Here is a 26,431-nt window from a genome sequence, read left to right as displayed (position 1 = left end):
CGCTTCCGCACTCGGATCCTCAGATGTAGGGGATTAAAGACTCCCCATACAAATGAAGATCCTCAAGGATATGCCGCTTTTGCGGCGTGAGTTCCGGGTCTGCCGCCAGACGTTGTAGTTCCTGGGCAAAAGTCTCCAGAGACCGCCAACCCTTCTTCGGGTGCATTAATCTCTGGCTGCGAAACTCCTCCCATCTTTCCATTTCTTCGCCCATCAGGCTACCCGGGTAATTCCGCGCCCGATAACGAAAGAGCAGCTCCTGCAGGCGATCGTCTTCAAAGGTCACCTCCAGCTCGCCAAGCGTCTCAATCGGCTGTTCCAGCACCCAGTTCAGCTTCTCGCGGTCAGTTTTGCTGATAAAGCCACCTGCATAGAGCTGCTCATCCGGGTCTGTCAGGTCGCTTTCATGGGGCTGATCAAAAGCCTCGGCAATTCGGGCCAGCAAGTCCGGCGTCTTGCGCAGCATGGCCAGGTTAGCTCGCAGGGTATCCCCGTCCAGAGCCAATTCTTCGAGGCGCTCCGGAGAGAGTGTTGAAAGCATGTTTGCCGGCGCCAGCACCGGGCATTTGTTCAACTGCACGCCTTTCAGTGGAAAACGGCTGACGCCCTCCCCAAGTTCTGCCTGGGAAGTAAATACCCGCTCACGAATTTGCTCAGGGCTGGCGTTGATCAGCTCGCTGGGGTCCTCGCGCAGGTCGTAAACAATCACCAGGTTCTTGTTGGTTGGATGCTCGGCCACCGGAGCAACCAGTGCACAGCACCCACGGCTGGCCGGGTACTTGGCGGATATATGGAACACCGGCTTCATGGCAGCCGTGTCCAACATCGCCCGAGCCGAGTGTTTGTCTTTGTTATGCAGAACAAAATCGAAGAGCTTTGGCTGTTTTTCCTTGATCAGCTTGGCCACCGCAATGGTCGCCTCAACATCCGACATGGCATCGTGGGCCGCTTCGTGGGCGATGCCGTTGGCAACGGTCAGCTCCTCCAGTTTGAAACTGGGGCTGCCATCTTCCTTGCGGGGCCAGTTGATACCCTCCGGACGCAGGGCGTAGGTCAGGCGCACCATATCAATGATGTCCCAGCGGGAGTTTCCGTTCTGCCATTCACGGGCGTAGGGATCGCGCAGGTTGCGGTAAAGGGTGTGGCGGGTCACTTCATCGTCAAAGCGCAGGCTGTTGTAGCCAACCACACAGGTGCCGGGCTGGCTGAAGGCTTCATTAATCTGAGCGATAAATTCCGCCTCGGGGAAGCCATCTTCCAGGGCCTTTTGAGGGGTAATCCCGGTAATCAGACAGGCTTCGGGCGATGGCAGGTAATCATCGGCAGGCTTGCAGTAGATTACCAGCGGCTCTTCGATGATATTGAGATCCGCATCCGTTCTCACGCCGGCAAACTGGGAAGGCCTGTCGTGAACCGGGTCTACGCCGAAGGTTTCGTAATCGTGCCAGTAAAACGAGCGGATCAAGGGACTAAGCTCCTGCCGAATGGATTAAACACTGGCAGGAGTTTAGCATTTAAAACAATTGGGTACCCATATCGTCCCGATGGGTCTGCAGCCGGTCCACACCCTGGGTGATCAATTGGCTCATATCCACTTTCATGCTGGTGGGCAGATTGATGAACACGCCCTTTCCAGCATTGATCACGGTGGCGCCATCCGGGCTCTGCCAGTCCACTCCTTCGCGCTGGAAACCAATGAAGAAATCGCTGGTGAAATCGGTAACGCCATCAGCGCCCTCTTCGCCCACATACAGTGACTGTAGGTGCGTCAGAGGTGCGCAGTTAGTGCCTGAGGCGCAGTCCGCCGTTCCATCATCAATGCCGATATGACTGGCCCGGTATTGGGTGGCCTGAGTGTTCTCATCAAACAGGGTCGCGTCGAATTCCTGCCCGGATCCATCAACCAACTTCAGGCCAATATCGCCACTGAAACTGCTGGTCAGCGAGGAAACCGACCCTCTCGCCTGTCCAAACCCCATACGAAAACCAGAAAGCTTACCCTCGGCAGGGTCTTCCGCCAGCTCGATGTAGGGTTTGAACGCCTCGAAATGAACGGTATCTCCGGCACTGTAGGTGCGGCCATTGAACTGCTGACCGTCATTACGGGCAATATGGCCCAGCGCCACATGCTGTGCGGCAAAGTCCACGCCGCCATCAAGTTCGCCAGCTTGCACGTCATCCACGTTCATCCGGGTTTCCACATCCATGGTCAGCGTCATGCGCGTGAACTCATGAGGATTACCCGGTATATCCTGGATGTTTTCGATCTGCATAAAAGCCTGCCCGGTCACCTCACCCATAGTTTCCTCAGAAATGGGCTTCAGCTCGGCCTGGACAACGGGCGCAATACCCAGGCAGAACAGGGTGACGGCAGCGTATCCATACGCTCGCTGTCTCATATTTTGCGTCTCTGAATTAGTTAGTTAGAGTCAGTTTCCGACGCCCGACTCCACTGCAGCCCGGTTTGTTTTTGGTTTTCCGGTGCTCACAGGCGGCAGCGTTTTACATTATTTTTTATTTGCCGCACGCACACTATAACCAAGGCAGATCGGCCAATAGAGTGAGCAGAGTCACAATCACCATTTACAATTCAGTAATACTCAACCAAGTTTGAATACAGTCACAAAACCTTTGGCTTAAAATACTTACAACGCCTTACCTATTGTTACGAATGCTGTAGCAAACGTGTACACAACAAATACTACTGGTATACTTTCGCACCTTATGATCAACCCTCTACGGCCCCATCAATGACCACCCGCATTCTGATCTGCGACGACTCCGCCCTTGCTAGAAAGCAAATGGCCCGAGCCCTGCCAGAAGGACTACGCGGGGAGGTCAGTTTCGCGAAAGACGGTGTAGAAGCACTGGAGAAATTGCGGAGGCACGAGGCCGAGTTGATGTTCCTGGATCTGAACATGCCGGAGATGGATGGCTACCAGGTGCTGGAACAGGTTCGCAAGGAAGATCTACCGGTGATGACCATTGTGGTTTCCGGCGATATCCAGCCTGACGCCCGGGAACGGGTCAAAAAGCTTGGCGCTCTCGACTTCATCAAAAAGCCGACAGAAACCTGCACCGTACTTGACCTGCTGGTGGAATACGGGGTGTACCGGCCTGGTGAACTCGAAGATTCGGCGCTACAGGACAGCAGCCTGAAGAGCACAGGCAGTGCCGCTCCGGAAATCTCCGTTTCCCTGAACGACTACCTGCAGGAAATTTCCAACGTCGCCATGGGCCGGTCCTCCGACCTGCTGGCCCGCCTGCTACGGGTTTTCGTGAAACAACCGATTCCCAAGGTTGCCTTCCTGGCCAACTCCGAACTGCACATGGCCATTTCCTCGGTCAGCGACAGCGACACCTATTCCGCCGTGTGCCAGGGGTTCACCGGTGCCGGCATCGCCGGAGAGGCTCTTCTGCTGTTCGCAGACGCCAGCTTCCGGGAAATGGCGGAAATGCTTCACTACGACACCCTTGAGGGTGAAGCGGTGAACGTCGAAGTGCTGATGGATATGTCCAGCATACTCTTCGGCGCCTTCCTCAAAGGCATTGGTGACCAGCTGGACCTGAAACTCGGCCTTGGCCACCCCACGGTGCTGGGGCAGCACCGCCAAATTACCGAATTACTGGAGCACCACAGCGCCCATGAAGAACAGCTGCTGTGTATCGAAATCTGCTACGCCCTGGAAGACCGGGATATCGAATGCGACATGCTGATCCTTCTTACCGAGGATTCAGTGCCTTTTCTCGAAGATCGCCTGCAATATCTGGTGGACTGACTCATGGCCATAGAAGAATCTGAAGCCAACTCCTTTCACTGGCTGATGGACATGCTGGAATCCGTGGAAGTGGGTCTGGTAGTCCTGGACCTGGATTTCAAAGTCGAAGTCTGGAATGGATTCATGGAAAACCACAGCGGCATCACGGCGAGCAAGATTCAGGGTCAGGTATTGTTCGATGTATTCCCGGATATCCCCCAAGCCTGGCTGACCCGAAAAGTAGACGCCGTGGCCTTGCTTAATACCAAAGCCTTTACCTCCTGGGAGCAACGCCCTTACCTGTTCCAGTTCCGCAATACTCGCCCCATCACCGGCACTGAAGAGTACATGTTCCAGAACCTCACCATCAGCCCACTATCCGGCACCACGGGGGAAGTGAACAAAGTGTGTCTGATGGTTTACGACGTGACCGACATCGCCAGCAGCAAAATGGCCTTGGAACGAGCCAACGAACAGCTGGCCAAACTGAGCATGACAGACCGCCTGACCGGCCTGCTCAACCGGGGCACCTGGGAAAACCTGGTGGACGCGGAGTTCGAACGCTTCCGCCGCTATGGCCACACCACCAGCCTGGTGATGTTTGATATCGACCATTTCAAGCCAGTGAACGACACCCATGGCCACCTGGCCGGGGACGAAGTGATCAAACACACCGCCAGGGTCACCCGCAATGCCATCCGTCAATCCGACAGCGCCGGGCGCTACGGCGGTGAGGAATTCGGCATCATACTGCCGGAAACCGACGCCGAGGGCGCACGCATTATCTGCGAGCGGATACGGGAAAGCATTGAACAGAGCGTGGTGGAAACCAGCGTCGCACCCATCCGCTATACCGTCAGCATCGGCATTGCCCAGTTAACGGACGAACCTGAAAACTATATGCAGTGGATGCAGAAGGCGGACGAAGCGTTGTACGCGGCAAAGGAAGGCGGGCGGAATCGAGTGGTAGTGGGTTAACAGCCCTTCCCCTGAAAGGAGAAGGGCCGGCTGGTATCAGTCCTGCTGCCAGCTCTGTACAGCTTCCTTACCATGCTTCTGACGCCATTCGTTCAGCGTCTTGTGATTACCACCGCGGGTTTTGACCACCTCACCGGTGTGCGGGTTCTTGTAAGTCTTCATCGGGCGCTTCGGGCGGCTGCCAGAAGTTGAATCAGATTTGCCGCCTGACACGGAAGGGTCGATTGCAGAAAGAATCTGAAGTACATCCTTCGGTGACTTGTCATACTCCTTCATCAAGGCGCGAACCTTGTTTTCAAACTCCAGTTCACCTTTCAGAGCCTGGTCTTTTTCAAGCTGTTCCAGCTCTGCAGCAAGCTTTTCCATAAGCTGTTTTTTCTGGTAATAATCGTTAATCTTTGCCATGGAATTAAAACCTTATTCAAATAGGGGTTTTAAAAAACTTAAATGGAGTTGACTAAAAGTCCCGCAAATAATAAATCAACAAGGCAGATACCGCAAAGTTTATTTATTTAAGAGTTATTAACTCCGGTAACTTTGGAACTTATTCAATTGCCAACTGGAATCAAAACATTGGAGAATCGAAGACTATCTAGCTCTTTTTTAAATGCCTGTTTAGCGTCTTCGTCCCCGTGAACAATTCGAATTTCTTGCGGGGGCTTGGGAAATACCCTGAATAAATCGAAGTAAATCCGATTGCCCCGCATGGGCGGAATATCCACTTACCTGATGAATCCGAGCCCGAATGTCATATCGATTGCCATCAAACTGAACCCAGCCCTCTTTGGGACCATAATTCAAGATATCACGCCCAGGAGTGCCCGCGGCCTGATATCCCACAAACAATACATCATTTCTCTTATCACCCAGCATTGCTTTGAGATAATTAACGATGCGGCCACCGGCGCACATTCCAGAACCGGCCAAAACCACACAAGGCCGATGAGACCGCGCCAAATAATCCACAGCATTCAGATGTTCTTCATGAGAATTAATCACGGTCAGTTGTTCAAACGATAAAGGGTGCCGCCCTTGCCTGACCAATTCCTTAGCCTCGGCATCCCAATAGGGTTTCAAATCCCGATATATCCGCGTGAACTCTGCGGCCAACGGTGAATCCACGACGATCTCCAGATTATTCCAAAGTTCGCCCCCAAACTCATGGATCAGACTTTCAATCTCATAAAGTAATTCCTGCGTCCGCCCAATACTGAAAGCAGGCACCAATACCGTTCCACCATCTTCAAGAGCGTGCTCCAGTACCGCCTTTAACCTGTAACGCCGCGTTTCCCGGTCCTCATGGTTCTTATCCCCATAAGTACTCTCAATCACCAGCCTGTCCGCCCGTTCAGGCGATTGGGGGGCTGGCAACAATGGAGCATGAGGCGCCCCGAGATCGCCACTGAACACAATCCGCTCTGCAGTCTCCCCTTCACGAGCATCGCATTCCACATAGGCAGAGCCCAGAATATGGCCAGCCCTCTGAAGCCGAACCGACAGCGAGCAATCACCCTCAGCAAACACCGAATGCCAATGGCCATAAGGCACCGGCACCAGGCGGGAACGAATCAGCCCCAGAACCCGATCAATCAGCTGCCGGTCGCGGGTGAAACCGATTTTCAGGGCATCCTCAAGTATCTCCGGTAGCATAATGGCCGAGGGTTCGGAACAAATGATGGGGCCGTCGAACCCGGCCGCCAGCAAATAGGGAATGCGCCCCACATGGTCTATATGCACATGGGTGACCACTAAAGCCCGGATGTGTTCGATGGGAAAATCAATGGAGAGATCGGAGGCGGAAGCACCGCGGCCTTCATCCTGGCCCTGGAACAGGCCGCAGTCGATGAGGATGCCGCTCTTGTGGCACCCTCGACCAAGGGTAAGCTCGTGGCAGGAGCCGGTTACGCCCGAGGTGGCGCCGTGATGGGAAATATTGATCATTCTGACATCCTTGTCGGGGTTGGCTTCCGAGCCGGCAACGGGTTTACCAGGTACCTCTGGTATCCACAATAATGCCCTGCTGGGGCCTCACTCGCTTGAACTCTGCGTGATCAACCAACAGAACGTGTATGTCCGCCTCTTTCAGGGCGTGATCGACGGTGACCAGCTTTTCCCTGGCCAGCCAATCAGGAAGCCTCCGTATATTTGGCTCCACCAATTGAACAGGGCCACCGTGCTCAGCGAGCAAGGCCCGGGCGATGTTCAATGCCGGACTTTCACGCAGATCATCAATGTCAGCCTTAAAAGCCAGGCCGTAACAAGCCACGGTTACATCACGGATGCTCTTGTCCGGATTGTCACGCAGATAATCAGCAACCGAAGCTTTGACCTGGTCGATCACCCATCGCGGCTTGTCGTCATTAACATGACGGGCTGTGGTAATCAGGCGGCTCTCTTCAGGCGCGCTACTGACAATAAACCAGGGGTCCACCGCGATGCAGTGCCCGCCAACACCCGGACCGGGCTGAAGAATATTGACCCGGGGATGTCGATTCGCCAGCCGGATCAATTCCCACACGTTGATATCCAACGTTCCACAAATGACCGACAACTCATTTGCGAAGGCAATATTTACATCGCGGAAGCTATTCTCGGTAAGTTTGCATAGCTCAGCGGTGCGCGCAGTGGTGAGTACGCACTCGCCTTTAAGAAACACTTTATAAAGATCGGCAGCTGCTGCGGCACACCGGGTTGTCATTCCACCAATCACCCGGTCATTCTGCACCAGCTCACGCAAAATCTGGCCAGGCAAGACTCGCTCAGGGCAATGGGCCACGCGAATGTCGGAACTCTCACCGACTTGCTGGGGGAACGTAAGGTCTGGTCTTTCCTCTGCAAGCCAGGCGGCAACCTGTTCTGTTGTGCCAACCGGAGAAGTCGACTCCAGAATCACCAGGTCTCCTTGTTTAAGAGCTGGCGCAATCTTTCTGCTCGCGGCTTCGACATAAGTGAGATCCGGGTCGTGACGATCGCCCTTGAAGGGCGTTGGCACTGCAATCAAAAACGCATCCGCCGGCTCCGCCTCAGAAGTGGCTCGCAGGTATCCTTGCATTACTGCCGCATTGACGACCATGTCGAGGTCGGGCTCAACAATGTGAACCTCGCCCCGGTTAATTGAGTCCACCACCTCCTTGTTCACATCCAGACCAAAAACCTTGAACTTTCGGGACGCAAACACGGCCGCCGTAGGCAGGCCTATATACCCAAGCCCTACAACGCAAATCGTACCAACAGCCATATCCTTAACCTCTCTACCATTCCCTGTGTGACAGGACTTCAACAATGCGATCACAGGCCTTGCCATCCCCGTACGGGTTATGGGCAAACGCCATTTCCTTGTACGCCGCCTCGTCAGTTAGCAGGCGCTCAACCTCACTTACGATCAAATCGACATCAGTCCCCACCAGGCGAACCGTGCCGGCATCTACCGCCTCAGGGCGCTCTGTGGTTTCACGCATCACCAGAACCGGCTTGCCAAGAGAGGGGGCCTCTTCCTGTATACCGCCTGAATCGGTCAGAATTATGTGAGACCTATTCATTAAATAAACAAACGGTAAATAGTCCAGCGGCTCTATCAGGCGAATGTTATCAATGCCCCCAAGCAACCGCCGCACAGGCTCCTGGACATTGGGATTCAAATGAACCGGATACAAGATCTGGCAGTCCGGGTACCGTTTCGCCACTTTCGCAAGTGCCTGGCAAATTCGCTCGAACCCGCCGCCGAAGCTTTCTCGTCGATGGCCAGTAACCAGAATCAGCTTCTTATTGCTGTCAAGAAAATCGAAGCGCTCTTCAAACCCCGAACGCAACTGGTGATCAGCGTCCACGCGTGCGACTACTGTCAGGAGCGCATCGATGACCGTGTTTCCGGTAACCTCTATGTGGGATGGTGGGACACCTTCCAGTGCAAGATTTTCAGCCGATTTAGGCGTGGGCGCAAAATGTAGCCGTGTGAGCACGCCTGTCAGCTTACGGTTCGCCTCTTCCGGCCATGGCGAATAGAGGTTGCCTGTCCGCAATCCCGCCTCCACATGTGCTACCGGAATCTGTTGATAATAGGCGGCAAGTGAAGCCGCGAAAGTAGTGGCAGTGTCGCCGTGAACCAGCACGATGTCCGGACGCGCCCTGGAGAGAACGTCTCGCATACCTGCCAGAATACCCGTCAGCACATCGGTAAGGTGCTGCCCGGGCTTCATGATATTCAAATCAAAATCCGGACGAATGCCGAAGAGTTCCAGCACCTGGTCCAGCATTTCCCGGTGTTGGCCAGTTACACAAACGCCCGCATCAAAGCGGGCGTCGGCGGCTAGTTTAAGTGCAAGCGGAGCCATCTTAATGGCTTCAGGGCGGGTACCAAATACACAAAGAGTTTTGATCTTATCCATAATCAAACGATGCGTTCCAAAAGCGAACATCTGCCAGCAACGACTGCCAGTCCCTGTTCAGTTACCTAACGAACTCACTGATGAAGCTGTCTTACCTTTTCTACTTGAAAGGGTATGACATCTTTGGCGCCATTGCACCACACAAGATCGGCAACACTTCCATTTGGCGCAAAACCAGTCGGCGCATTTTTCAGGATATCGACAATGCCCTGGCAATCGAATTCATGACTGGCCCGAATCAATCCGTTGAGCGTCTGCTCCACTTCCTCCCACGGCATAGAAGCTTCGCGAGCCATCATGATTCGGGGATGGGCAGTGCCTTGAGGATTATCGCCAATCAACAACTCCTCATACAGCTTCTCTCCCGGCCGCAGTCCGGAGAACACAATCTCAACATCTCCATCCGGTCGGTCATCCGTCTTCTCCACGAGACCCATAAGATGAATCATTTTGCGAGCCAGATCCGCAATCTTCACGGGCTCGCCCATATCCAGCACAAACACCTCTCCACCCTGGCCCATACTGCCAGCCTGCAAAACCAACTGGCTCGCCTCAGGGATGGTCATGAAATAACGAATGATGTCCGGGTGCGTTACTGTTACCGGTCCGCCGTCACGAATCTGGTCTCGAAATAATGGAACCACAGAACCGGATGAGCCGAGGACATTCCCAAAACGGACCATAGAGAAAATGGTCCCGGACTGTCTTTGAGCCAACCCCTGAAGCACCAACTCCGCCATCCGCTTGCTGGCACCCATAACGTTGGTCGGGCGCACTGCCTTGTCCGTAGAGATCAGGACGAATCGGTGCACTCCAGCTGCAATTGCAGCCTCCGCCACGTGGAAAGTACCGAAAACATTATTCTGAACACCTTCGATCACATTATGCTCAACCAGTGGCACATGCTTGTAGGCAGCGGCGTGGTAAACCGTTTCAATGCCAAAGCTCCGCATGACCGTTTCACAACGCCTGCGATGGGTAACACTTCCAAGCAAGGGGTTTATCTCCACCCCTAACCCCTCAATGGAGTTCAGTGCCTGCAGCTCACGCTCGATGGCATAAAGTGAGAACTCCGATTGTTCAAAAAGCACTAAACGAGCCGGCCGGTGGCGAATAATCTGCCGACAAAGTTCGGAACCGATGGAACCACCTGCACCCGTAACCAATACAGACCCGTTATACAGGCTTGCAGCCACCTGGGCGTTGTCGGGCTGAACGGGATCCCTACCCAGAAGGTCTTCAATCTCCAGATCCCGGATATCGTTGATTCGTGCCTGTCCTGCCACCAACTCTGACATGGTGGGAACGGTCTGCACCGGAATGGCCAGAGGCTCAAGCCTCTTGAGTAACCGCTTGCGATCAATGCCTGAGTCAGCATCCAGGGCCAACAACAACCTTTTAATCCGGTGATCTTTTACAACGCGCTCAATATGGCTGATATCGTAAACCGGTATACCATTCACAAGTGCTCTGTGATTCGCCTTCAAAAGAGAGATAAACGCGCTGGGATGGTATTCCGTGCCCTGGTCAAGCGCGTTGGCCAGCTGGAGCCCGGTTTCTCCGGCACCCACAATGCCAACATACTGCTTATTATTGTGCTTCGGTCGGTTCACCATCATACGCACTGTCATGCGAGTACCGCTCACGAAAATAAAGGCCAGTGCGCCGTAAATGATGGGAACTGAGCGGGGCACCAGCACCTCAAGCCAATACCCAAGCAGAATCAGGGTAATCGCAGATACAAAGACACCAGTGATGACCGTGATAAAAGCCCGGTCGCTCAGATAACGGATCACCGCCCGATACAGACCCAGCTTAACGAATACCGCAATGGTAATAACGACTGTGAGACCCGAGACGATGAGCTGGCCCCGGTCGGGCACCCAGAACTGCTGCTCCAGGCGAAGCGAAAATGCTGCCCAAAGAGCAAAGAACAGCACGGCAACATCTGCGAAGACCGAAATCAGTCTCTTGTGAACCCGCGAAAGATTCAGAAATCTCTGGAACATGGTTTTCCTTTACCAGCTAAAAAAATACGGGGCACCTGATATTATAAGACACAAGGAGCGCGAGCGATGCTTTGAAGAAGCCAATCAGTGTTTTCCGGGTACTCTGTCTCCGGCGCCCTTCCCCGAAACAGTCATCAAAATATATTTGAAGTAGGCCGACACAGTCAGATTCTGAAGCATTTTCTGATCCGTCTCTGCCAAGAGTGTTGGCGTAGACATATCAATGTCGTTCACCTGCGCAAGTCCGGTAATACCCGGCCTGGCAGCCAAAACACCGCGCTTTTCACGTTCCAAAATGAGCTCTTCCTGATTGAAGAGACACGGCCTCGGGCCCACAAGGCTCATTTCGCCTTTCAGCACATTCCACAACTGCGGCAGTTCATCCAACTTGGTTCGTCTCAGAAAGCGACCGAATGGTGTAATCGCAGCAGGGCTGGCCAGGTGACTGGCGACAGACAGTGTTTCTTTGCTCATCGTGCGGAATTTAACCAAGGTGAACGGCTTTTTGTGTCGGCCCACCCGCTCCTGCCTGAAAATCGGCGAGCCGGTGTCAAAAAAACCTATCAACGTTAACAGGAGCAGCAACGGCAATCCGAAGACGAGGCCAAGTAAAGAGAAAGCAAAATCAAAAAACCGAATCACAGACACCTTCCATCAAATATTCTGTTTAATCTTCGCCACATTTCCCGACGCTCTAAGCTAATCCACATGACGTTCAACCGCTTTAAACAGGCCTTCTTCCAGGGATAAAGGAGGCTCCCAGTCTAATAAGTCACGCGCTTTCGAGATATCGACCTGCAAAGATCCTAGCAGTCGTTGCGCAACCGCCTTTTTTCCCAGAACGGCCGCACCAATCACTAGCACAGAAGCGGGTATGGGTAGCAAGCGGGAAGATTTACCCATCGCGCGCGCAACTGCGCGCAATAACTCAGTGGTCGAAAGATCATTCCCATCGCTGACCAGAAAAACCTGATTAATTGCAGCAGGGTGCTCAACACAAGTGATTATTAGGTCGATCAGATTATCCAAGGCCACTAAGGAGCGCTTGTTTCTTACAGCACCGAGGGGGAGAGGTATATGTTTTTTCACCAGACTTAGCATGCTGGCAAAATTGCCCTTCGCACCAGGTCCATACACCAAGGGAGGCCTTACTATCACCACCTCAAGGTCAGTATGTCGTGCCAATTCCAGCAAGCCTATCTCGGCTTCCAGCTTGGAAATCCCATATGGATCGCTTGGCTTCGGTGTATCTGACTCCCGAAAAACCTCCCCTCCACTGGTCAGTTCACCATTCACCTTAATCGAACTCAAAAACACAAAACGCCGCACGCCACCTGCAATGGCCTGTCTGGCCAGATTTAAGGTTCCCTCCACATTGATCTTTCGAAACTCTGAAAGAGGGTCTGACGAGTTATCATTCATTATATGGGCTCGACCTGCACAGTGAATAATCGTGTCCACATCCGGGAGCACAGAAGTCCAATCTGTCTGCCCATCAATATCGCCAACCACCGGACCATCAGCTTCAGAGTTCTGCGATCTCACTGGCGCAACAACCGTATAGCCATGGCATTTGAGTTTTTCGACCAAACGTGATCCTACAAAACCTGTTCCTCCGGTTACGCATACTTTTCTCACGAGCGACACTCTCCAAGCGCAATCACATCTCTGGCCATATCATCCATTATCCGCCTGCGCGAAAAACGCTTAACAAATTCAAAACGAGCAGCGTCACCAATACGCAATCTTTCGAAAGCTTCAACGGCTTCTGACTCCGAGCATGGAGAAAATACCTCAGCGTTATCCAAGTACTCCTCTATGAATCTGGCAGAATAACCGGCCACACCCGCAAGGATTGGTTTACCTATTGCTCCATATTCAAACAACTTAGAGGGCAAAACCTTTCGAAATGCTTCGTAGTCGTTTAGGTGAAGAAACAAGACATCAGCTTGTTTGTATGCGTCGATCAACTCGGAACGAGGAATCGGCGGTTCGATTACAACATTAGTGCAACCTGCTTCCGCAACTGCATTTTCGAGTTGACGCAGTCGCCCACCACCTCCGATCAAACGAAACTTCGCGCGGCCTTCCAGTCTCTTGGCAAGCCCGGGAACCAGATTATGCAGGCCCTGCCCCTCCCCAATGTTACCGGCATACAGGACTTCAAAAATCCGCTGATCTTGGGTTTCAACGTTGCTGGAGGTATCTCGCGCAACAGCGGTTTCGAGTCTTCCACTGGGCGCTACGCGCAAAAACTCTTCATCGATCCCATTTGTGAAGACAACCTTCGAAACACTTGGGTATCGGGATTCGAAATAGGGCAGGAAACCAGCAGAAACAATATTCAGCCGATCGGCTTTAGACACCGTCCAGCGCTCTACTGCCGCAAAGAAAGGTTTCATTAACCAGGACAGCTTACGCGGCAGCACGTCTTTGATTGTGTCGACAAAAATGTCACGAATATCAAGGTAAAGTGGAGCATCCTTTTTACGAGCGATCAGGGCTCCCAAAGTGGCTGTCATTAATCGGGAAGAGCTGGCAAAAACAACATCATAATCTCTGTCCGCAACGAACCGCATTACTTGTCTGGCGTAAGCCAGAAAGCTCCTCGACTGATCAGCCATACCACTTTCATGTCGAGGCAATGGAATTCGTTTAATCGTCAAATTAGCCTTGACCTCTTCCTCAGATGCCTCAGCCTTGAACCCGGCATAACGATTGGGAAGGGTCGTAATTACGTCTAGCTCGCTACCTTCCGGCAGATTTGCAAGCAGTGACTCAACCAAAGCTGTGTTGCGAAAAGAGCCCGCTGATAAATCTGGCTGGAAATAGAAGCTTAAAAACAGAATTTTCAAGAAGAACTCCAACGTATTTGCGTATTGAGCCTCGGACCGGAGAACTCAACTGATAATTTCTGGATTTTTTGCGATACACCGAACCCGGGATGCCAGTGGCTGGTCACTAAATTGGGCCAACTATCCGAAAGCTCCAGAATCAGACTTTTCCCATCGGGTAACCGAATTCGGAAACACGATTTACCCTCATGCTCGACAGTTACATCGGGATGAAAGTGCAAGTGGGCAACAGCTCGTTGAAAATTCCCTTGTAATTCATCTTCAATCATCAAACTTTCATCGGTAGCAAACCAACGTCGACAGTGAATAACCTTGCCCCTCAGACGCCGATATCCATCATGGCTCGCCTGTAAAGAAATACCCGAGTGATTATTATCTATTTTTACATCAAACGGCTTGGCACGACGCGCCACCCTGAAGCCCGACCAGACTTCAGATGAATTCTCTCCATCCACTTCCACAGTGTTGTGGGCAGCGGTGGAACGTTGCCGGTACCGTTCAGCGTCGTCACCGTATTGAGAGATTCCCGAATTCACAAACACTCTTTGCCCGAAAAGACTGAATTCAAAGCTAAGAGTGTCAGCGTGGGCGTGACCAGGCTGATAATCTGGTCCCACGGTCGCTACATCGGCGATCAATCGATGGTTGCCCGGCCAATCAATGATTGAATAACCGCTGGCTTGTAGAATCCGACCGCTCAGCGTTTGGGGAGTATAGGATGGGGGTAACTGAATACCGAGTTTCTGCCCGTATTCTTCCAGGTCTTCAAGAGTTGGTGCTATGCCCAGAGTCGCATCATTGAAGAAGGCAATTTCCCTGTCAGGGTGAACCATGGCTCGCAGCCATTCCATACCCTTGACAAAGCACTCTTCCCAGACTTTCGCCTCGCTATTCAGAACATCCAATCTACTAGCTTGCTTGAGAGCCAAAAGATCCGCAACATCCCACATGAGGATGGAATGGTACATAGGCGAGAGCTCATAGTGCGCTCCATCAGCGAAGAACTGTTCTTTTAGCTCTTTCCCAAGTAGGTCTAGTCCTCGATACAAATACCGGTTTCCCTGCTTGCCCCCCAAGAATACACCGACAAAAACCAGCGCTTTGGCATTTGCGAACAAGTGATTGGCAAGAATGTGGAATTCCAGCTGCCGCTCCAGGGAATCCGCCTGACGAGATAAAGAGATCAACCACTCACGTTTAAGGTGTTGAGATTCGAGCCAGCTAAACCACTTGACCCAGTTGACCAACCTGAGAGAAAGACAGTATGGCTCCCAACCATTACCCTCAGCTGGGGGATTTGCTGCAATCCAAGAATCAATCAGATACGCAGAAAGTTCGCGACGATCCTCAGAACCCTTGGCATTAAGGTCATCCTGATAATGAAGGTTATACAACCAGAGCTTCGGAAAAGATGGATGATTCCAATCGTCTCCCAAGCGAGCGGTTTGTCCCAGGAATGTAAAGGTTTTGCCGTCCACAGAGGCCGGCTGCAAGAACTGCGCTCCCGGCCAAGGCCCTAATGCACCTCTCAATTCCGGCTCAGACTGAATTTTGGCGCGACGCTTCCTGACACGGTAGAAAACCTGATAGAAAAGCTGGCTCAATTTCAGATAGCGGACTGTGTTCAAAAGGAACCAAAACCGTTTCATTGTTGCTTCAAGAATTCGACAATCCGTTTGCAAGCATACCCATCTCCATACGGATTATGGGCCCGAGACATTCGACCATAGAGCTCTTCATCATCCAGCAACTCTTGCACCGCATCACGAATAATGCAGCTCTCCGTTCCTACCAGTCGTACAGTACCAGCCTCCACAGCCTCTGGACGCTCGGTGGTGTCTCTCATGACCAGTACAGGCTTACCCAAACCCGGCGCCTCTTCCTGAACACCACCACTATCAGTCAGGACCAAGTGAGCATTTTTCATCAGATATACAAACGGTTCATAACCGAGGGGGTTTATCAAATGTACATTGCCAAGCCCATCGAGTAGGCGTCTTACTGGCCCATGCACATTCGGGTTCAGATGAACCGGGTAGACGAAATGTGTACCCTCGTTGCTTTTGGCAAGAGCCCGCAAAGCTGCACAGATATTTTCAAAGCCACTCCCAAAGTTTTCACGTCTGTGGCCGGTAACCAGCACATAGCGCTCATCCGTCAGTTGTTCATTTAAACCCGCTGCACAAAGAGCGCTGTCGATTTTTTCCTTTAAAACAGGCGTATCTTCAACCTTCTGGACAACCCAGTGCAGGGCATCGATTACTGTATTTCCAGTCACCAGTACCTGGTTTGGGGCAACCCCCTCCTCTACGAGCGCTCTCTGATTTCGCTCCGTCGGCGCGAAATGCCACGTTGCCAGTGTGCCGGTCAGGCGCCGGTTCGCTTCTTCGGGCCAGGGAGAGTAAAGATCACCCGTTCTTAAACCTGCCTCCACATGGCCAACGGGAATCTGCTGATAAAATGAAGCCAATGTGGCCGCGAATGTAGTGGCGGTGTCTCCGTGAACCAAGACGACATCGGGTTTAAAGTCGGACAATACGGCACGCAAACCCAATAATACTCTGCTGGTAACCTCATAAAGATCCTGACCCGGTCGCATTATGTCCAGATCATAATCCGGCTTAAGTGAAAACAAAGACAACACCTGATCGAGCATTTCACGGTGCTGGGCGGTTACCGCAAGCCTCGCATCGAAATAAGTGTCAGCCTGCAATGCCTTAACCAAAGGGGACATCTTGATTGCTTCTGGCCGTGTGCCAAACACCAAAAGAACCTTCATGCCTCAGTCACCCCACAGAAGTCGAGTACTTTCCCCATCACCTCAAGGTTCTGAAACTCTCGGTGTGCAACCAGATAAATAACGATATCGGCTTGTTGGGCGGCATCCTTCCAAGGCGTTAATACAATACTTGGATGTTTTTTCACGTTCGGCTCAACAGCCATTGGATCAATCCCGGCCGCCACCAGTTTCTGGAACACCCATAGTGCCGGCGATTCTCTCAAGTCGTCGATATTTGGCTTGAACGCGAGCCCCATGCAGGCAACTACCGGCTCTCGGCCCTTGTCTTCACGAAAGGCAAGCACTTCATTTTGGACTTTCTCTACCACCCATTCGGTCTTGCGGGTGTTAACCTCGCGTCCAGAGCGAATCAAACGCGCATCCTCGCCACCCTCGTGCACAATGAACCAGGGGTCTACCGCAATGCAGTGCCCCCCGACTCCCGTACCAGGTTGCAAGATATTAACGCGTGGATGCCTGTTGGCCAGTCGGATCAACTCCCAAACATTAATGCCGAATTTGTCACTGAGAAGGGAGAGTTCGTTGGCGAAGGCAATGTTGACATCGCGAAAGCTGTTTTCTGTCAGCTTTGCCATCTCTGCAGTCCTTGCATCCGTCAGCAACACCTCGCCGGTGACAAAGGTGCGATAAAACTCAGCAACTTTTTCGCCAGCTTCCTGAGTGATGCCCCCCACAATACGGTCGTTCTCAACCAGTTCGCGCATAATGTGTCCCGGCAAGACCCGCTCAGGACAATGTGCAATGTGGAGAGCATCCGTATCAACACCTGCTTTGCGCAGGGTTTCTGCAACCTTCTCAGTAGTGCCTACTGGGGATGTAGATTCGAGAATTACAATATCTCCGGGTTTAACCACTGAGGCTATCGCTTTGGTCGCGCTTAGCACATAGTCAATGTTGGGAACAAACCCTTCGTGAAATGGTGTAGGCACGGCCAAAATAAAAATATCTGCAGGTTCGGCACGCAAAGACGCGTTCAGATGGCCAGAATTAACCGCTGAATGGACAAACGAATCGAGATCAGGCTCGACAATATGGATACTCCCCTTATTGATGGTATCCACAACCTCTGGACATATATCGACGCCCTGAACCTGATAGCCGCGATTCGCCAGCAAAGCAGCCGAAGGCAGCCCAATGTAACCAAGGCCAACAACACAGATTTTCAAATCAGACAACATAAAAATACCAAACCTATTACGAATAACGTTGAACCCGCACCCCGAATTGAGAAGTGCCGCCGGCCTGAAGAAACTGAGGCAAACGGTCTTACAGAAAATGGGATTTCAGGGTGGGTCAGATTGGATCCAGAAAGCCGGTTATCGCGGTGAACGTAATTGTTCTGCGACTTCCAGTGTCACTCTCGAAACCTCAATCACCTCATGGAGAGGAATTGGTGATGGACCTCCCGCAGAAACCGCTTTAATAAACTCTCTGGCACATGCGGCTTGGCCCTTATCCTGCCGCCATAGGCGGTGATCCTTTACTCCTGGCCACCCATAGACCTTGAGCTTTCTAAAATTATCTAACTGAAGGACACGCCCGGCACAGAATATTTCCAACCGCTCCTTTGGAAAGCCCTTGTGACCGTTGGCAAGATAATGAATTGTACCGACGGAACCATCGGCAAACGTCAGGACAATCGTCGACTTATCCTCGGTTATTTCGACGGAAGGGTGACGCCCAACAGAAACAGCGTGGAACCCTTTAATGGGCGCTCCCACCAAATGCCTCATAAGATCGATAAAATGGCATGCCTCGCCAACAATCCGGCCGCCACCGACTTTGGAATCCTGAGTCCAATGATCTGCGGGAATGGAACCGGCGTTAACGGTCATTACCAGATTCTTAGGTTCAACTACCTTTTCCAGAAGTGACTTCGCCGTAATCACGTGAGGCGCAAACCGGCGGTTAAAACCAATCATCAATAGTTGGTCCAAACGGTCACCCGCTTCCGATTCGATCTCTTTCAGCTCATCTCCAGTCAGACAGAGCGGCTTCTCACAAAAGATGTGTTTACCTGCTCTCAGCCCATCCAGTACCTGGCGAGCGTGACTATCGTGACGTGTTGCAATTACCAAGGTATTTACAGACGTGTCTTCCATCAATGCATTGCTATCGGTGGAAGCCTTCTCGAACTTGTATTTCTTTCCATAGTGAACGGAACTTACACCGCCGCCACTGACAACAGTATGCATTTCGGCACCCGCCGACTTGAATGCCGGAATGAGTACACGGCCCGCATAGTTACCTGCCCCAAGGAAACCGACCACCGCCGCTTTCCCAACGGAACCATCTGTTGGCTCACGCCCGGTGATTACAGACTCATGATCCTCTTTTAGCGATATCGATCTCGAGCCAGCGCCCTGCTGAAATGGATATTCCAGCAGGATACCCAAAGAAGCTTCGCCCGAGGACAACAGATTGTAGGCTTCTTCGGCCTGTTCCAGCGCAAACCGGTGACTGATCAACGAATCTATGTCCAGAACGCCCGAAGCCATCAGATCCAGTACTGCCTCAAAATTACGCTGCTCAGTCCATCGAACAAAACCAACAGGATAATCGACCCCGTTGTACTCATACGCAGGATCATATCGACCGGGACCGTAAGAGCAACTGACCTGAAAACTCAACTCTTTCTCATAAAAATCGGACCGAGACAACTCAAGGCCAGTAACACCAACCAGAACTATCCGGCCTCGCTTGCGGCACATGGTTGCCGCCTGACTGACCGGCTCATTGCTCTGTGTGGAAGCAGTGATGATCACTGCATCCACTCCTCGGCCCCGAGAAAAGCTTGAAGCGACAGCCAGAACATCTTCTCCCTTGCCTGGATTTACCACCTCAGCGCCGAACTTCCTGGCCAATTCCAGCCGAGCATCATCAAAATCAATGCCCAAAACACGACACCCCTGGGCCCTGAGCATCTGTACGGTAACCAATCCGATCAAGCCCAGGCCGGTCACAACAACGCACTCGCCAAGTGTCGGGTTTACCAGGCGAATGCCCTGCAGACCTATCGCAGCGAGTACTGTAAAACTGGCTTGTTCATCGGTAACGTTATCAGGAATTCTTGCACTCAGATTCTTTGGTACGCATACCACCTGCGCATGCCCGCCGTTGCTTACAACGCGATCCCCCGCCGAAATCCCATCCACGCCAGCGCCTACCTCCGCCACCGTACCGACATTGCAGTACCCCAGCGCAAGGGGCTGATCAAGCTTGCTCTGCACTGCGTCAATAGTTGTCGCCAGGCCATCTGTACGAACCTTGTCAAGTACCATGCGAACCTTATCCGGTTGCTGGCGTGCCTTGGCGAGCCAGTTGGCCTTGCCAAAGTCCACGAGCATTCTCTCTGTTCCTGCTGACACCAGCGTGTAAGAGGTGTTGACAAGAATATGACCGCTTTTCAACAAAGGAGCAGGCACATCGGCCACAGTTGTTTCGCCAGTTTTCAGGCTTTGTAAAATCTGTTTCAAACCACTATTCCTTGCTGATTGTCCTGAAATTTACGACACCAAATCTCGATACAAAGTAGCGATAACAGTATGTAGCTGTTATCAGATCTACCAGAATCATTATCTGCTATTAGTTGCTGGACAGCCTCCGGTTGAAACAGCCCACGAGCTTTTAAGCTCTCCTCAGATAATAAATCCCCGAGCAGCTCCCGTAGCTCGAAACGCATCCAGTTACGAAGCGGAGCGCCAAACCCCGTTTTAGGGCGATAGATGACGTCATGCGGTAGAAAAGGTTCCATGGCCTTCTTCAGCACCCATTTGCCTTCACGCCCCCGCTGTTTCATATGCAGCGGTATTTGTTGCGCGAAATCCAACAGAGGCAAATCGAGGAATGGAACTCGGACCTCAACACCTGCCGCCATCGACATTTTATCGGTATAGGTCAAGTTGTGATCTGTAAGAAAAAACCTCTGCTCCAATGCCAATAGACGCTCCAGAGGTTCCCTGCTCTGGTCGAGTTCCGACAAAAAATCCAACATGGGCTCTGCGACGGCATCTCCAAGTAGAACCGACTGAACTTTCTCAGAAAACAGAGACCTTATCTGAGCCGGAGCTGCCCAGTAGAAGTAGTTCACCAAACGCTCATCGCCCTCTAGATCAGCGCCGTTGAACATCTTTGCCAGGCGGCGTAGTGTGGGGTTATGGCCATTTAGCGAAGATGTCACGTTCTTGAGGCCTTCCCTGACGGTTTGGGGCAACCAACGCCAGTAACGCTCCATTTGCAACGCCCAATGCCGACGATAGCCTGTGAAGATGTCGTCGCCACCGGCGCCAGAAAGCAAGACCTTAATCCCTTGATCCCTTGCCAACTGACTTATGAAAAGAACGTTTAAAGGGGCGGGGTCCGCCAAAGGCTCATCTAATTGCTCCACCATTCGCTCAAGGCTTTGAGCCATGGTAGTGGAGTCAATCGAAACAACGTTCAGATTAACACCCAGATGATCCGCAACTCTTCGCGCATAGGGCAAGTCAGGTGTATTTCCCGCCTCATCTCCCCCCATTGGTTCAATGGTAAAGCATTCTATATCTGGATTTTCTTCTTTCGCGAAAGCAACTATCGCGCTTGAATCCAGCCCCCCTGAGAGAAAAGCGCCGACGGGAACATCAGCCACCATCTGCCGTCGAACCGCATCTCGGAGATGATTGCGGGTGCCCTCGATAGCATCGTCCTCGGACATCCCACGCTGGGTCGGCACCCGAAAAGCGGGCAATGTGTACCACTGCCAATGGCGCTCAACATTGCCCTCCGAAACAATCATTGCCTCCCCTGGCCCAAGCTTCTTAACACTTTTGAAAGGCGTGCCAGAACCTGGCGACCATAAGAAGGTTAAGTAACGTTCTAGAGAGTTCACATCCAGATCAGCTGTCGGCAGGAACTCCAAAAGTGCCTTCACTTCACTGGAAAAAGTGACACCAGCTTCCATCTCACTGTAATAAAGAGGCTTAACACCCAAAGCATCCCTGGCAACCAGAACTTTTCGCTCGTTCGCGTCCCATAAGGCGAAAGCAAATATGCCATTTAGTCGGTCTAAGACACCCTCGCCCTCGAAAGCGTAGAGTTTGAGTAACACCTCAGTATCAGAACGGCTTCGAAAGACCACGCCTTTAGCTTCAAGCTCCTCTCGGAGTTCTGGGAAATTGTAGATCTCACCATTAAAAGCGATAACATTGCCGTTTTCCTTATCCACCATGGGCTGATGCCCCAATGTGGAAGTATCGAGAATGCTCAATCGAGTATGACCTAACCCCCAGCCAGGCCCGGAGTCCACCCCCGAATCATCAGGGCCGCGATGGGCTATTTCTTTGACCGCACCGTGTAATTGATCACAGTTAAACTCACCCGAATATCCAACGATTCCACACATACAAAAACCTAATAAACCTTTCTTCGTCAGGCTAAAAGAGAAATGTCCGAAGTCACTCCTTAAAAGATCGAAAAACCCGAACATTTAATTTTAATCTACAAAAAATACATAAACACTCGCTTAAGATCGTACAACTCTATAGGACTTCGGCCCAAAAACAAGAACAAAAAATAGCGAAACTATTAGCGATGGAAAAACTGATATTCCAAGAAGACTAACAATCGGAGAAAAGACTATAAAAACGAGAAAGATAGAAACAAAAAGAGTTAATGTAAATCTAGATATTTTTAAACTTAAACCCCAAAAAAAACCACCTAAAAAAAACAGAAGAGCAGCGAAAACAATACTACCTAAAATCCCGAAATCCAAATAAAAAGCCCCAATCGCAGTAAAATAGGTGCCCGGATTTGGAATTTGAGATAGTATTTCTGATATCGATATAGAGTTGACACCGAAAATATTCAAAAAGGCAAAAAATGGATAGAACTGATATGTTAAAAGATATGGCGCATCGACGTGCAGGGGTTCAGCGATGAGAACATCCAGCTGGAATACAGAGTGACCAATGTAATAGATCAGCATTGCGAATATAAAGTAAGGATATACAAGGAACCCGGATAAGCTGTCAGAATACTTAAAGTACTCAGGAACAAATGCGCCTTCAAGTTTACTGCCGAGAGCGCCCAGAAGAACACTTTTATCTAATTCGGATATATCACCTTCTCTCATAAGAAAAACTGAAATTACGAACGCTAGCGCCACCCCAAACAAAATATAACCTGAAAACTTGCTCCTAGCTTTTGCTTCAAACTTATTCCTATCATAAACCTTATTAAAGAAAAAAATCACAGCTAGAGCAATAACCACAAAGAAACGTCCTCCAGAGAGGAAAGAGCTCATCACTCCGAGAATGAAGGCTGTTGATAGGAGCCTACAGTTTGCTCTGGTAAGCTGGTAAAAAAAATACTTTTTATAGCATGCCGCTACAATAGAAAATCCTGACAACATAGTCGCGACAATGCCAATCGGGCCGGTCCCAATTTCAGTATCGCCATCCCTGGCCCTCAACAGCCTCAAATCCGTAATAGAGGACAGACTAAAGCCACTCTCAGAAAGCAAGTTATAGTACTTAATAAAATTAAAAATCGTAGAAACAAACGCCAACAAAAACAATATGATTGCAAAATAATTTATGCTGGATGCTTTGTAATTCCTGGACGATGAGACAGGGTAGGCTCCTGAGGTGGCTCCCAATAAAAGTGAAAAGGAGGCCACTAAAATAAAAGACAATATATAAACGTATGCTTCAATGCGCAAAGAATCAAAATACAAGAGCGGCGTATTCCTCGACAAGAAAACACCGGCCCAAGATATTAAAAGGAGCAATACGGGAAAGTAAGACTTTCTAAACATCAGCCAAACCAAAGTTGTTTGAAACGGCACAGAAAACGCCAAACACAACATTCATTGGCATTATATTTCCTTTCCGCTTCCCGCTAGAATAGAAATCAAAGACTGAACAGGTCTCATGCATCTCACATACGTAGTTTATGGGTTAGCAAAAAACCATAAAACCCTCAGGCCTCATGCGACTAATTAGCGAGATATCGTTTTAGCGACTCAGCCATTTCATCGCTCCAAGCACGATGCTGGGCGTTGTTTCTATCCCATGTGCCATTGTTGACAAAACGACCTGGCAACATTCCTTCCAAGCTGTACTCAAGGAGCCTATTTTGAGCCTTTGCATTGATATCCTGCTGAGGCAACTTACCGTTCAGCGCCTCAAAAGGGAGAAATGCTCTATGTGGAGCGTAGTAAGGTGCACTTTCACTGATAACAGGTTTCCCCCGCAGCAATGCCTCAAAACCTGCTGTCCCTGTGCACACCAGAAGACCATCGCAAAGAGTTACCAGATCGTTCGAGGGAATTTTCGGCGCGACAAGGGTACAGTTTGGCTCTGCCCGGAGACGCTTGTAGAAGTCGGGAGAGCGAAAGCCCAATAGATTGGGGTGCTCTTTTACTATAAACCGCCATCGCCCTCTGTATCTTCTTATGAGGTCGAGTAGGAACACCTCGTAGTCGATCCAACGGGTGTCACTGCTCCAATAGTCGATCGTTGCCTCAGGTGACATCTGAAGGGGCACGTAAATTAGGGGCAAATCCGGGTTTTCTGCAAGTTGCGCTAACTCAGAACCGCTTACACCTCTAAAACTACGGGGCCAGGGCGACCAATACTGCGACGAGGTTTTTTGCGAAGACCAAAAGTGATAATTCAGATGTTCTCCGGTTACTACCCTCCGGAGATAAAACCACAATGGCTTGGGAAGGTTCCTAAACCACAAACGGCGCATCTGACTCCGCATTTCCCGCTCGGACTGAACCAGAAAGTCAGGGCGATAGTCGTCTACGATGAGGTTTTCCCTCGCCCTGTCAATATCTTCGGTGGAAACCTTGCGGCTGACAACACGTTCGCCTCTGGTAGATATCCGAAAATGATTCTTTAGAAAACTTGGAACCAAACCGATGAACGGGATCCCTCGCTGTTCACAAAGATGAGCAAAAACATCAATAACGTAACTATCTACCGTTACTGACAACATCGCCGCGGGCTTGTTTTCAGACAACACCCTGTCAACTGCGGACTCCATCGATCTCAGTAAGCGCATGGTTTGGGAGCTCGGTAAACTGCGCAGAAGCCTGCAGCGAAGAATAATATCCGCGCTTTCGGTTTCGCTCAGGTATTGCAGGTCTTCACCGTCATAGTGTTTATATTCAGATTCAAAAACAGCAACGAGGCCAGAGGTGTCCACGCTCTTATGCTCACTCGTCAATGTTAGATGAGCGGATTGGCCCCACACTCCGCGAGCGAGGTGTTCCATTTGCTCAAGATTCCATGGTCGAACGTACAAAAGAACTGGCACTTCATTTCGCATTAAATTTTTCTCGCAAATGTGATGCTTGGGATTGAGCGGCTGCAAAGCGCCTAAGCCCTTTTCATGGTGAGAGAATTTCGAGAGCTCGACTAGTCTGTTGTTGGCTGCTCTTCTATGACCTTGAAGGTGTGCCAGACAGCAAATATTCCATAGAGAGCCAACGCCAATGCGGTTCCAGTAGCCAGCCAAACCGGCCCCAAACCTTTCCAATAGACAAAACCATTATTGGCAACTAAGACTAGTGCAACGATGGCCATTCCGATGGTAAGAGGCATTTGGCGCCGAAAATAGGCCACTATCGGGGTCACCGCACTGGAGACAAAGAACACCGACAACCCGAGACCCAGCATGAACACGACTTTGCTGAGGTCCTGAAAGCTGTCAGGCAGGAAATAGGCTTCTAAGATAACTCCACCTATACTGAGCGCAGAGTAGCTCCCGACAGCGACGAAAAAAGCCAAACGCATTTTTTTGCTTACTAATTTACCTTGAAATGCTTCGGCGCTGTTTCTCGCTTCACCGAGATTGACCGTATTCACGAAATTAATCGCTGTTAAAAAAATCATCGCCCCCATACATAGCTGGTAGGCTAGAAAATAGACACCTATTTGCTCATCCGTGCCGTAGAGGGGAAAAAGAAGGCGATCAGCCGATGAAGCAAGAATAAATAACGCAGAACCAAGGTAAACCGGCCCACCGAGAGCAATGATTTTCCCGTATTTTCTCAGACTTAACGATGGCTTTTCAGCCAGGAACCTTCTTGTAGTTCGCTTGAACAGAATCAACGCAATAACAACACTACACAGAGAAGCAACGATCCAAAGATAAAGGCCCGAATTAGAATCAGGAAACAAGCCTGCGGCTTTGGTTAACGCCACTGCTAGCAGTGCTATCGACAAGATCAGTTCAGGCAACAAGGAAAATGAAAAGAATCGTCGATAGCGTAAACTAGGCTCAATTACGAATAGCGGGACCAAGAAGAGAAACGCTATAGCACCAAGAAAATATGTGGGCACCAATATCGTTGCGACTCCCAGCACCACTAGACCAACCGCCGTCAGTTGCGCCAAGAAAATTAAAGTGAAACGAGGCTCTTCCGCTACAGAGAGCGTACTTGATGACTCAGTTCCGGAATAGCGACTTACAAAGTATCCGGAAACGGCTCCGAAATTCGTTATTTGAAGGAACTTCGCCACGAATGCAGCAGTTACTAGAGTAGAGAACTGATCAGGTGAAAGCAGTCGGGCCCCAATTACAGACGCGCCGAAGCTAAGGGCAGCGACAATCGCACGGTGGAATGAGTAGCTACTCAGGACTTGGATGATTGTCATTA

The 26,431-nt window shown here is 51.0% G+C and carries 19 protein-coding genes and 1 pseudogene; 2 read left to right on the top strand and 18 right to left on the bottom strand.

Annotation, left to right across the window (positions count from 1 at the left end; all coding sequences use genetic code 11):
• Positions 1–19 precede the first annotated feature (19 nt).
• Together sbcB and J3362_RS03530 are read right to left on the bottom strand one after the other, a co-directional pair.
• The gene (gene sbcB, locus J3362_RS03535; RefSeq protein ID WP_349518160.1) at positions 20–1,465 is read right to left on the bottom strand and encodes an exodeoxyribonuclease I; all 1,446 of its coding nucleotides are present in this window, start codon (positions 1,463–1,465) and stop codon (positions 20–22) included.
• A gap of 49 nt (positions 1,466–1,514) precedes the next feature.
• Positions 1,515–2,399 (bottom strand): hypothetical protein, encoded by an 885-nt coding sequence (locus J3362_RS03530; protein WP_349518159.1) that lies wholly within the window; start codon positions 2,397–2,399, stop codon positions 1,515–1,517.
• Positions 2,400–2,750: 351 nt separating this feature from the next.
• On the opposite strand from J3362_RS03530, the gene J3362_RS03525 reads away from it, so the two are divergent.
• Both J3362_RS03525 and J3362_RS03520 read left to right on the top strand, forming a co-directional pair.
• A complete protein-coding gene (locus tag J3362_RS03525) occupies positions 2,751–3,779 on the top strand; it encodes a response regulator (protein ID WP_349518158.1) in 1,029 nt (342 codons plus the stop codon).
• Between the two features lie 3 nt (positions 3,780–3,782).
• Complete coding sequence (locus J3362_RS03520; RefSeq protein WP_349518157.1) at positions 3,783–4,736, top strand: GGDEF domain-containing protein; 954 nt, start codon at positions 3,783–3,785, stop codon at positions 4,734–4,736.
• A 36-nt stretch (positions 4,737–4,772) separates the two neighbouring features.
• On the opposite strand, the gene J3362_RS03515 is transcribed toward J3362_RS03520, so the two are convergent.
• The 16 genes and pseudogenes from J3362_RS03515 to J3362_RS03440 form a co-directional block, all read right to left on the bottom strand.
• Positions 4,773–5,141, bottom strand: a complete 369-nt coding sequence (locus tag J3362_RS03515) for a histone-like nucleoid-structuring protein, MvaT/MvaU family (protein ID WP_069183136.1) — start codon at positions 5,139–5,141, stop codon at positions 4,773–4,775.
• A 143-nt stretch (positions 5,142–5,284) separates the two neighbouring features.
• A pseudogene (locus tag J3362_RS03510) lies at positions 5,285–6,677 on the bottom strand (MBL fold metallo-hydrolase RNA specificity domain-containing protein).
• Between the two features lie 43 nt (positions 6,678–6,720).
• On the bottom strand, positions 6,721–7,974 hold the full coding sequence (gene wecC, locus J3362_RS03505) for a UDP-N-acetyl-D-mannosamine dehydrogenase (RefSeq protein ID WP_349518156.1): 1,254 nt from the start codon (positions 7,972–7,974) through the stop codon (positions 6,721–6,723).
• Between the two features lie 13 nt (positions 7,975–7,987).
• Positions 7,988–9,121, bottom strand: a complete 1,134-nt coding sequence (gene wecB, locus J3362_RS03500; RefSeq protein WP_349518155.1) for a non-hydrolyzing UDP-N-acetylglucosamine 2-epimerase — start codon at positions 9,119–9,121, stop codon at positions 7,988–7,990.
• A 74-nt stretch (positions 9,122–9,195) separates the two neighbouring features.
• A complete protein-coding gene (locus J3362_RS03495) occupies positions 9,196–11,130 on the bottom strand; it encodes a nucleoside-diphosphate sugar epimerase/dehydratase (protein WP_349518154.1) in 1,935 nt (644 codons plus the stop codon).
• An 84-nt stretch (positions 11,131–11,214) separates the two neighbouring features.
• Positions 11,215–11,772 carry a sugar transferase gene (locus J3362_RS03490; protein ID WP_349518153.1) on the bottom strand — a complete coding sequence of 186 codons (558 nt, stop codon included), beginning with the start codon at positions 11,770–11,772 and terminating at the stop codon, positions 11,215–11,217.
• A 57-nt stretch (positions 11,773–11,829) separates the two neighbouring features.
• Positions 11,830–12,768: a UDP-glucose 4-epimerase family protein gene (locus J3362_RS03485; RefSeq protein ID WP_349518152.1), complete on the bottom strand. Its 939-nt coding sequence runs from the start codon at positions 12,766–12,768 to the stop codon at positions 11,830–11,832.
• Entirely contained in the window at positions 12,765–13,985 is a 1,221-nt protein-coding gene (locus tag J3362_RS03480; protein ID WP_349518151.1) for a glycosyltransferase family 4 protein, read from the bottom strand. Before J3362_RS03480 ends, J3362_RS03485 begins: the two co-directional genes overlap by 4 nt.
• Entirely contained in the window at positions 13,982–15,667 is a 1,686-nt protein-coding gene (locus tag J3362_RS03475; protein WP_349518150.1) for a heparinase II/III family protein, read from the bottom strand. The genes J3362_RS03480 and J3362_RS03475 overlap by 4 nt, the downstream gene beginning before the upstream one ends.
• Positions 15,631–16,764 (bottom strand): non-hydrolyzing UDP-N-acetylglucosamine 2-epimerase, encoded by a 1,134-nt coding sequence (gene wecB / locus J3362_RS03470; protein WP_349518149.1) that lies wholly within the window; start codon positions 16,762–16,764, stop codon positions 15,631–15,633. The genes J3362_RS03475 and wecB (J3362_RS03470) overlap by 37 nt, the downstream gene beginning before the upstream one ends.
• Positions 16,761–17,963 (bottom strand): UDP-N-acetyl-D-mannosamine dehydrogenase, encoded by a 1,203-nt coding sequence (wecC, locus tag J3362_RS03465; RefSeq protein WP_349518148.1) that lies wholly within the window; start codon positions 17,961–17,963, stop codon positions 16,761–16,763. The genes wecB (J3362_RS03470) and wecC (J3362_RS03465) overlap by 4 nt, the downstream gene beginning before the upstream one ends.
• A gap of 138 nt (positions 17,964–18,101) precedes the next feature.
• Complete coding sequence (locus tag J3362_RS03460; protein WP_349518147.1) at positions 18,102–20,261, bottom strand: bi-domain-containing oxidoreductase; 2,160 nt, start codon at positions 20,259–20,261, stop codon at positions 18,102–18,104.
• Entirely contained in the window at positions 20,258–22,249 is a 1,992-nt protein-coding gene (gene asnB / locus J3362_RS03455; RefSeq protein ID WP_349518146.1) for an asparagine synthase (glutamine-hydrolyzing), read from the bottom strand. The genes J3362_RS03460 and asnB overlap by 4 nt, the downstream gene beginning before the upstream one ends.
• A 36-nt stretch (positions 22,250–22,285) precedes the next feature.
• A complete protein-coding gene (locus J3362_RS03450; RefSeq protein WP_349518145.1) occupies positions 22,286–23,497 on the bottom strand; it encodes an O-antigen polymerase in 1,212 nt (403 codons plus the stop codon).
• A gap of 260 nt (positions 23,498–23,757) precedes the next feature.
• Complete coding sequence (locus J3362_RS03445; RefSeq protein WP_349518144.1) at positions 23,758–25,287, bottom strand: capsular polysaccharide export protein, LipB/KpsS family; 1,530 nt, start codon at positions 25,285–25,287, stop codon at positions 23,758–23,760.
• Positions 25,188–26,429, bottom strand: a complete 1,242-nt coding sequence (locus J3362_RS03440) for a lipopolysaccharide biosynthesis protein (RefSeq protein ID WP_349518143.1) — start codon at positions 26,427–26,429, stop codon at positions 25,188–25,190. The genes J3362_RS03445 and J3362_RS03440 overlap by 100 nt, the downstream gene beginning before the upstream one ends.
• Between the last annotated feature and the right edge of the window lie 2 nt (positions 26,430–26,431).

It is taken from the genome of Marinobacter sp. NFXS11 (assembly GCF_040148675.1).
GTDB lineage: Bacteria > Pseudomonadota > Gammaproteobacteria > Pseudomonadales > Oleiphilaceae > Marinobacter.
This window is presented reverse-complemented; position numbering and strand designations above follow the sequence as displayed.

What these genes read in the sequence shown, in the direction of transcription:
- wecB (WP_349518149.1), bottom strand. Translation starts at nt 16,764, where the DNA reads ATGAAGGTTCTTTTGGTGTTTGGCACACGGCCAGAAGCAATCAAGATG.
- J3362_RS03530 (WP_349518159.1), bottom strand. Translation starts at nt 2,399, where the DNA reads ATGAGACAGCGAGCGTATGGATACGCTGCCGTCACCCTGTTCTGCCTG.
- wecC (WP_349518148.1), bottom strand. Translation starts at nt 17,963, where the DNA reads ATGTTGTCTGATTTGAAAATCTGTGTTGTTGGCCTTGGTTACATTGGG.
- wecB (WP_349518155.1), bottom strand. Translation starts at nt 9,121, where the DNA reads ATGGATAAGATCAAAACTCTTTGTGTATTTGGTACCCGCCCTGAAGCC.
- J3362_RS03520 (WP_349518157.1), top strand. Translation starts at nt 3,783, where the DNA reads ATGGCCATAGAAGAATCTGAAGCCAACTCCTTTCACTGGCTGATGGAC.
- asnB (WP_349518146.1), bottom strand. Translation starts at nt 22,249, where the DNA reads ATGTTCGGGTTTTTCGATCTTTTAAGGAGTGACTTCGGACATTTCTCT.
- J3362_RS03495 (WP_349518154.1), bottom strand. Translation starts at nt 11,130, where the DNA reads ATGTTCCAGAGATTTCTGAATCTTTCGCGGGTTCACAAGAGACTGATT.
- wecC (WP_349518156.1), bottom strand. Translation starts at nt 7,974, where the DNA reads ATGGCTGTTGGTACGATTTGCGTTGTAGGGCTTGGGTATATAGGCCTG.
- J3362_RS03515 (WP_069183136.1), bottom strand. Translation starts at nt 5,141, where the DNA reads ATGGCAAAGATTAACGATTATTACCAGAAAAAACAGCTTATGGAAAAG.
- J3362_RS03525 (WP_349518158.1), top strand. Translation starts at nt 2,751, where the DNA reads ATGACCACCCGCATTCTGATCTGCGACGACTCCGCCCTTGCTAGAAAG.
- J3362_RS03440 (WP_349518143.1), bottom strand. Translation starts at nt 26,429, where the DNA reads ATGACAATCATCCAAGTCCTGAGTAGCTACTCATTCCACCGTGCGATT.